The 7,530-nt window shown below is 61.4% G+C and carries 8 protein-coding genes; 6 read left to right on the forward strand and 2 right to left on the reverse strand.

Features of this window, described 5'->3' with window-relative positions; all coding sequences use genetic code 11:
* Window positions 1–5 precede the first annotated feature (5 nt).
* Window positions 6–812: a glutaminyl-peptide cyclotransferase gene (locus tag MHX65_RS05795; protein ID WP_239269233.1), complete on the forward strand. Its 807-nt coding sequence runs from the start codon at window positions 6–8 to the stop codon at window positions 810–812.
* A gap of 6 nt (window positions 813–818) precedes the next feature.
* Window positions 819–1,352: a DUF2771 domain-containing protein gene (locus MHX65_RS05800; protein WP_239269234.1), complete on the forward strand. Its 534-nt coding sequence runs from the start codon at window positions 819–821 to the stop codon at window positions 1,350–1,352.
* Here MHX65_RS05800 and MHX65_RS05805 read toward each other — a convergent pair.
* Entirely contained in the window at window positions 1,349–1,729 is a 381-nt protein-coding gene (locus MHX65_RS05805; protein WP_239269235.1) for a cold-shock protein, read from the reverse strand. The two genes, MHX65_RS05800 and MHX65_RS05805, sit on opposite strands and share 4 nt — an antisense overlap.
* 295 nt (window positions 1,730–2,024) lie before the next feature.
* Here MHX65_RS05805 and MHX65_RS05810 point away from each other — a divergent pair, with 295 nt between their 5' ends.
* Window positions 2,025–2,645, forward strand: coding sequence for a resuscitation-promoting factor Rpf1 domain-containing protein (locus MHX65_RS05810; RefSeq protein WP_005281857.1), 621 nt, complete (start codon window positions 2,025–2,027; stop codon window positions 2,643–2,645).
* A gap of 48 nt (window positions 2,646–2,693) precedes the next feature.
* On the opposite strand, the gene MHX65_RS05815 is transcribed toward MHX65_RS05810, so the two are convergent.
* Window positions 2,694–2,879, reverse strand: coding sequence for a hypothetical protein (locus tag MHX65_RS05815; protein ID WP_005279826.1), 186 nt, complete (start codon window positions 2,877–2,879; stop codon window positions 2,694–2,696).
* A gap of 65 nt (window positions 2,880–2,944) precedes the next feature.
* On the opposite strand from MHX65_RS05815, the gene MHX65_RS05820 reads away from it, so the two are divergent.
* Genes MHX65_RS05820 through MHX65_RS05830 form a run of 3 tightly spaced genes read left to right on the forward strand, consistent with a single transcriptional unit; the run spans window position 2,945 to window position 7,223 of the window.
* Window positions 2,945–4,972 (forward strand): helicase-associated domain-containing protein, encoded by a 2,028-nt coding sequence (locus tag MHX65_RS05820; RefSeq protein ID WP_239269236.1) that lies wholly within the window; start codon window positions 2,945–2,947, stop codon window positions 4,970–4,972.
* Complete coding sequence (locus MHX65_RS05825) at window positions 4,969–6,594, forward strand: DNA repair helicase XPB (protein WP_239269237.1); 1,626 nt, start codon at window positions 4,969–4,971, stop codon at window positions 6,592–6,594. Before MHX65_RS05820 ends, MHX65_RS05825 begins: the two co-directional genes overlap by 4 nt.
* Window positions 6,591–7,223, forward strand: coding sequence for a DUF3239 domain-containing protein (locus MHX65_RS05830; protein ID WP_239269238.1), 633 nt, complete (start codon window positions 6,591–6,593; stop codon window positions 7,221–7,223). Before MHX65_RS05825 ends, MHX65_RS05830 begins: the two co-directional genes overlap by 4 nt.
* The last annotated feature ends 307 nt before the right edge of the window (window positions 7,224–7,530 follow it).

The raw sequence follows: 7,530 nt of genomic DNA on the forward strand, positions 1-7,530 counted from the left end.
TATTCATGATGGCCCGCCAACAGTGGTACATATGGTGCATGTCGTTTCTCCGCCGCGCCGCGCTCATTGCCGTGCCCTGCTGCGCCTTAACCGCCTGCTCTTCTGATAATTCTGAATCTTCCTCCCCCGAGCACCTATCAGTGGAAGTCCTCGATACCGCGCCGCTGCCAGAGAACTCCTTTACGCAAGGCCTCGAAGAAGACGGCGAGGGCAACCTCCTGCTCGGCACCGGGCAATGGGGCGAATCCAAACTCATCCGCTTCTCCCCTGAAACCGGCGAGGTCCTCCAAAACCACGCCCTGGATGACTCGCTTTTTGGGGAGGGCATTACCCAATACGGCGATTCCATCTGGCAGTTGACTTGGAAGCGCGGGCAGGCCCTGCGCTATGGCGGCGACTTCCAGCGTACGGACACCGCCACCTATGCCGGCGAAGGCTGGGGGCTCTGCGCCAACCAGGACGAGCTCATCATGTCCGATGGCACCTCTACCCTGCGCCACATGGATCCAGAAACCTTTGCGGAGCACTCCACCACCGAGGTCACCCTCGAGGGCTCGCCCGTGGAAGATCTCAATGAGCTGGAATGCGTGGACGGTGATGTCTACGCCAATGTGTGGGGAAGTGAAGATATCTACCGCATAGATCCCTCCTCCGGCGAGGTCACCGCGGTGATTTCTACCGATGCCATCGATAAATCGAAATACACCGATCCCGATGATGTCTTAAACGGCATCGCGCATATCAAGGGCACCGATGAATTCTGGCTTACCGGCAAGCGGTGGGATGAGCTCTACCGCGTTCGAGTAAAGTAATGGGCCATGGCAACCCGTAAGGAAGCAAGGAAAAAGTCGCTGCTGCAGATCCTCGCGCTCATCGTGGTCGTGGCGGTCATCGTCGCCTCCGTGGTGATCTTTCAAAGCTGGCGCAATTCGCGCCCAGGCCCAGAGCCGAGCGAGATTGCTATTACCGCCTCCGTGGGGGATAACACCAAGGAGGTCACACCCTACCTCGTGTGCGAGCCGGGAACCGATTGCCCCGAAGGCGATGTTCCCCAGCTAACCGTGGGCGAAGATGACACCTTGCATCTGGACATCCCCGAAGAGATTTCTAATCACGAATGGAAGGTACTGTCCATTTATGATGATCCCGCCGCCAATGACGAAACCTCTCACGGTGCGAATGAAACGACCGAGGTGGATATCCCCGGTTCGGTAGACCCCATCGAGGCATCGACTGGCGAGCGCCCCCGGCTCATGGTGGTGGAGGTCTCCTCCCTCATGATTGGCACCGACGACGATGGCGAAGAAACCCCCCTCGCCACCGTGTGGTCCCTATCCACCATGGATGATTAACTATCTAAATCCTTCGCAATCGCGCGGAGGATTTCTGCTACTTGGCGCCCGGTCTTGCGCTCGGGGTAACGCCCCGAGTTCAGCACCGGCTGCACCTGGGATTCCAGCAGGGTCATGACATCAGAGACCATGCTGCCGAGCTCTTCCGGCTTGCGCGCCGGCGCGCGCCGGCGCGGCTTATCCAGCACGCGCACCCGCAGCGCCTGCGGCCCGCGGCGCCCCGCCGCGAAATCGAATTCGATGCGCTGGCCCGGAAAGATTTCTTCTATTCCCTTGGGCAGGACATTCCGGCCGACGTAGACGTCTTCATCGCCCGGGTTGCTAACGAAACCGAAACCTTTCTCGGCGTCATACCACTTCACTTTGCCAATGGGCATAGGTATCCACCTCTTCTCTTGGGTAAATTCTTAAGTTTAGCTGGAAGTTATACAGAACAGAAGTTCCACGCGTCGTGTGACATAGTTCACAACGCCGCAATTACCTGCGGAAACTTTGCTGACGGAACCACAATAGTCTCAATTCTTTCCCGTTTAGTGCCCAGAACGTGACTATTTCGTTATAAACCGCTACGCTGGCCCCCAGTGTCGCCGCAAAGAAGGTTTCCCTGCCCATCCTTTCTTCTAGGCGCAATACATTTACACGAAAACGGGCACCACGGAAAGGACTACTTTTATGGGACGCCACTCCGCTAAGACTAACCACTTTGCCGCCAAGTTCACCGCGGGCACCGTTGCCTTGGGCGCAGCCGCCGCCATCATGGCGCCGAACGCCGCCGCTGCCCCTGACTCCGACTGGGACCGCCTCGCACAGTGCGAGTCCGGCGGCGACTGGCACATCAACACCGGCAATGGTTACCACGGCGGCCTGCAGTTCAACGCGCAGACCTGGCAGGCATACGGCGGCGGTGAGTTCGCCCCTACCGCTAACCAGGCAACCCGCGAGCAGCAGATTGTCATCGCTGAGCGCACCCTGGCTAACCAGGGCTGGGGCGCATGGCCCGCATGCTCGGCCTCCCTTGGCCTAAACTCCGCGCCAACCGAGCGCACCGCACCTTCCGCACCCGCTGAGGCACCACAGCCAGTGCAGCAGGCAGTAGAAAACAAGTCCGATGAGCTCGCCGTAGACGCCGTCTACAACCTTGTTAAGGACACCGCTAATGCTTACGGCCTGCAGCTGCCGGCGCAGTTCACCGACTTCTACCACGCAAACCGCCACGACTTTAACGCGTTCTACTCCGCGAACCGCAACGTCATCGACCCGGTTGCGCAGCTGGTTGAGAACTTCAGCCGCTAAATAAGCACATAAAAATTCCCCTCGCCGTCCGCGGCAAGGGGAATTTTTTTAGCGATTGATGCGGGTATAAGGGTGAACGTAGTTCAACTTCTCTGCCGGCATCGGCAGCACCAGATCGTCGCCGTAGGGGCTGGAAGCACCAGCAAAAGGCGCAGAAATTTCCGTAATTGCATGCTCGCGGTGTTCATTGTCCGGCCAAGCCGGGGAAACAAAGCCATTCTTTTCATTCGACATAGCCTTATTATTTCAAACCTCGGGCAAAAACGTAACTCAATCCGGCGCTAAAATTGTGATTTATCATGACTCAGTCCTCCCACCTCCCGCATTTTCGCACCTGGCTTAATTCTCTTTCGGAAGAGGAACTGGCCACCATCCTTCGCCACCGCCCCGATGTTTTAACCCCGCTGCCGCCCTCCATCGCGGCGCTGGCCACGCGCCTCCTCTTGCGCACCTCTATCGCCCGGGCGCTAGCGGAGTGTAACGCGCAGCAGTTGGCGGTGCTGGAGGGCATCGCCAAGCGCGGCGGCGAGCTTGCAGAGGTAGAAGACCACAACCCCGAAATTACCCGCGAGCTGAAGGAGCGCGGCCTCGCCTTCGGCGCGGTGCAAATCCCGCCGGAGGTCATGCCCGCGCTGCCCACGGGCTGGTCGCTACTCAACCAGCTCGAGGTATCGCCCGCGACAATCGATGCCCTCGCCGAAGACGAACGCCACGTGCTTGCCACCCTGGCGCGCTCCAATGGCATCGGTACCACCCGCGAGACCAATCCGGCCCACCCCGTGCCGCGGCTGATTGCCAAGCAACTCTTGCAGCGCGTTGACTCCCAGACCGTTCGCCTCCCGCGCGAGGTTCATCGCGCGATGAAGGGGCACACCGTCCCACACATCCCTACTGAGCCCTCCGCGCGCCGCGGCCAGCCCACCGCTGACCGCAAGGCCGATGACGCCGGCACCGCCGCAGGCCTGTCGGTAGTGCGCGGCATGCAACAGCTGATTTCTGCCCTCGGCGCCCGGCCGATCGAGCTGCTCAAGGATAAAACCGTCGGCGTGCGTCCCCTTGCCCAGCTCAGCAAGCAGCTGGACATCGCGGAACCAGAGCTGCGCCGCCTGATTACGCTTGGCCTGTCTGCGCGACTTATCAACCGCGGCGAGCCGTCCGGGTACGAAGGGAACTTCCTCGCACCCACCGACTCCGCCCAAGAGTGGCTCGATGCAGAACTAGCCGCGCAGTGGCGCGTGCTCCTCTCGGCCTGGGAATACTCCCCTTGGACCCCGTGGGAATCCGGCCGGGTGCTCTCTGCCAGCACCGACCGCCTACCCAAATTTCGCCGGCACATCCTCGATGTCTACCTCCACTCCGCGCAGCCGCTGTCCGCGGCCGAATTTCAAGAGGATCTGCATTTTTCCTTCCCGCTTTTTGCCACGCATACCTCCCCGGAGACCATCGAGGAGCTGCACCGCGAGGCCGAATGGATAGGCGCCATCGCGCTCGGGCGAGCCACCAGCGTGCTTATCGATGGCTTCGATGCCGCCGATACCCTCACACCCGACACCATCGATTATTTCCTGGTCCAGGCGGATATGACCGTGCTCGTGCCAGGGCCCCTCGAGCCCGCGGCCCACCACACCCTGGAGTCCCTCGCGGACTTGGAATCACCTGGACTCGCCAGCGTCTACCGCATTAGCGATGCCTCCCTCCGCCGCGGCCTCGACCGCGGGATGACAGGCACGGAGATCCGCGATTTCTTCGCCGCGCATGGCGATGTCCCGCATACGCTGGCGTTCCACATCGAGGACATCGCCAAGCGCCACGGCACCCTGCGCTCCGGCCCTGCCCTGTCCTACCTGCGCAGCGAGGACCCAGCCCTCTTGCAGATCGCCGCGAAGGCCACCCCGCTGCGCCTGCTGGCCCCCACGGTCGCGATTTCCCAGCTGCGCGTCAGCGAGCTGTTGGAACTCCTGCGCGAGCACGGCCTCTCCCCCGCCGCCGAGGACGAAACCGGCGCTAGCCTGTCCATCGCGCCCGAGCCCGCGACACTTCCCACGCCCAGCCCTCGCGCTCAAGCCGCGCCGCCGGATATCGCGCGTGCGCTGCGCAACCTCACCACTGGCGAGGCCCCGAGCCTGCCCAACCTGGATCTGGTCCACGCCGCCGCGCGCACCGCACGCCCCATCACCATTGGCTACGCCGATAAAAATGGCAATACCAAGACCCGCACCGTTACCCCACTGACCGTCGCCGGTGGCCAAATCGATGCCCGCGCCGCCGATGGCTCCACCATCCGGTTTCCCTTGCACCGCATCACCTCCGTTACCCTAGACGCATGAACGGACCACTGATTGTGCAGTCGGATAAGACCGTCTTGCTGGAAGTCGATCATCCAGATTCCGGCGCTGCGCGCACCGCCCTCGCGCCGTTCGCGGAACTGGAACGCGCCCCCGAGCACGTGCACACCTACCGCATCACTTCCCTGGCATTGTGGAATGCCCGCGCCGCCGGCCACGACGCCGAGCAGGTCGTCGATGTCCTAGAAACCTACTCCCGGTTCCCGGTCCCGCAATCGCTGCTTGTCGATGTCGCCGAGACCATGTCCCGCTACGGCCGCGTCCGCCTCCAGGCGCACCCCGCCCACGGGCTCATCCTCGAATCTGAAGAACCCGCCATCCTCACCGAGCTCTCCCGCAGCAAGGTAGGAAAACTGCTGGGTTCGCGCATCGATGACAACACCATCGCCGTGGCGCCCTCAGAACGCGGCCGCCTCAAGCAAGAACTCCTCAAGGCCGGCTGGCCCGCCGAAGATCTCGCCGGCTATATCGACGGCGAATCCCACCCCATCGCGCTGAACGAGGACGGCTGGCACCTGCGCGATTACCAGGAATACGCCACCGATGCCTTCTGGTCCGGCGGTTCCGGCGTCGTCGTGCTGCCCTGCGGTGCCGGCAAAACCATCGTAGGTGCTGCCGCCATGGCCAAGGCGCAATCCACTACCCTCATCTTGGTTACCAATACCGTTGCCGGCCGCCAGTGGCGCGACGAACTTTTGCGCCGCACGACGCTTTCTCCAAACGATATCGGCGAATACTCCGGTGAGAAGAAGGAAATCAAGCCGATTACCATCGCCACCTACCAAGTGGTCACCCGGAAAACCAAGGGTGAGTACCGCGCCCTCGAGCTCTTCGACTCCCGCGACTGGGGGCTTATCATCTACGACGAGGTCCACCTGCTTCCCGCACCCGTATTCCGCATGACCTCGGACCTGCAATCGCGGCGCCGGCTAGGACTTACCGCCACCCTCGTGCGCGAGGATGGCCGCGAAGGCGATGTCTTCTCCCTCATCGGCCCGAAGCGTTACGACGCGCCGTGGAAAGAGCTGGAAATGGCCGGCTATATCGCCACCGCGGAGTGCATCGAAGTCCGCGTGGATATGGATCCGGAAGAACGCATGCTCTATGCCACCGCGCAGCCGCGCGATCGCTACCGCATCGCTGCACAAGCCTCGGCCAAGCTCCGGGCTGTCGATAAGATCCTTGCCTCCCATGACCAACAAGCGCTCATCATCGGCGGATATGTGGATCAACTGCGCGAATTAGGCGCGCACCTCGATGCCCCCGTCATCGATGGCACCACCTCTACCGCCAAGCGCGAAAAACTCTTCCAGCAATTCCGCGAGGGCGAGCTGGCCATCCTCGTCGTATCCAAAGTGGCCAACTTCTCCATCGACCTGCCCGAAGCGGCACTGGCCATCCAGGTCTCCGGCACCTTTGGCTCCCGCCAAGAAGAGGCACAACGCCTTGGCCGCCTGCTGCGCCCGAAGGAAACCGAGGCGCTCTTTTATACCCTGGTCACCCGCGACAGCCTAGATGCGGACTACGCCATGCACCGCCAACGCTTCCTCGCCGAGCAAGGATATGCCTACCGGCTCATGGACGCAGTAGACTTAGGCCAATGAAGATCTTTAAGTTCGACGTTGACGAGTCCTTTGCCAAGGCCAATAACGAGTTATTGCGCGATTCCAACCGGCTTCGCGTATCCGGGCTTATCTTCGGCCTCATCCTGATCATCGCCGGCGCCGCCGTCTGGTGGAACTTTTCCTGGGGAATCACCCTGGGCTTAGGGCTCATCCTCTTTGGCATCGTCGTTGCCATCGTCGGCGTCGCCGCTGCAAGCAAGGTGGGAACGGCCCAATCCCTCTATGACTCTTATCCGCTCGCTCCCGCCGTCATCGCGCAGGTCAACGAGCGAGACATGATCCTTCTTGCCTTGGTAAATACCAATGTGGATCCGTCCCTTCCCCCACGCTGGGGCGCGTGCCTGCGCACGGTGTCCTCCATTCCCGGCGTCCAACGCACCGTTGGCACCAAGGTTCCAGTCGCCGCCGTGTCCGGTCAGCGTTCTACTTCCGATAAAGAGCATTGGCAGCAGATATCCCCCATGCCCATTGCTTGGGGAACCCCCGATGCTGAAACCGTCACCATCGCCCGGAAATCCATCCCCCAGGAACAATGGCAGCGCTTAGAGCGCGCCCGCAAGCGGCTTTCCGATGTCAAAGCCACCCGCTATGACCTGCTCGTTCTCTAGGCAGGACCCTCAAGCACCAGATTGTTTCTGGTGCTTTTTCTTTTTGTGGTCCAAGAATTTCCTCCAGGTATAGTGCCAGTGTGTGTTGTGGGTGGTCAGTGGTCCTTTGGGGTGGTCTACTTGGTAGGTACGGTGCCGGTGACCGGGTCCATGATGTAGTGGATGCGTTGGTCGGTTTTGATGTTGTGTGACGCGCGACGCTATTTAGTACCGGTAGGGCGGTATCGAGTACCGACCGGTGCGGATATCGGGTACCGGGGGTAGTTTTTAGGCACTCTTTAGTGGACGGCCCACGCAGTGTGTACGC

Origin of the sequence: Corynebacterium sp. ACRPS, from assembly GCF_022346005.1 — a bacterium.
GTDB lineage: Bacteria > Actinomycetota > Actinomycetes > Mycobacteriales > Mycobacteriaceae > Corynebacterium.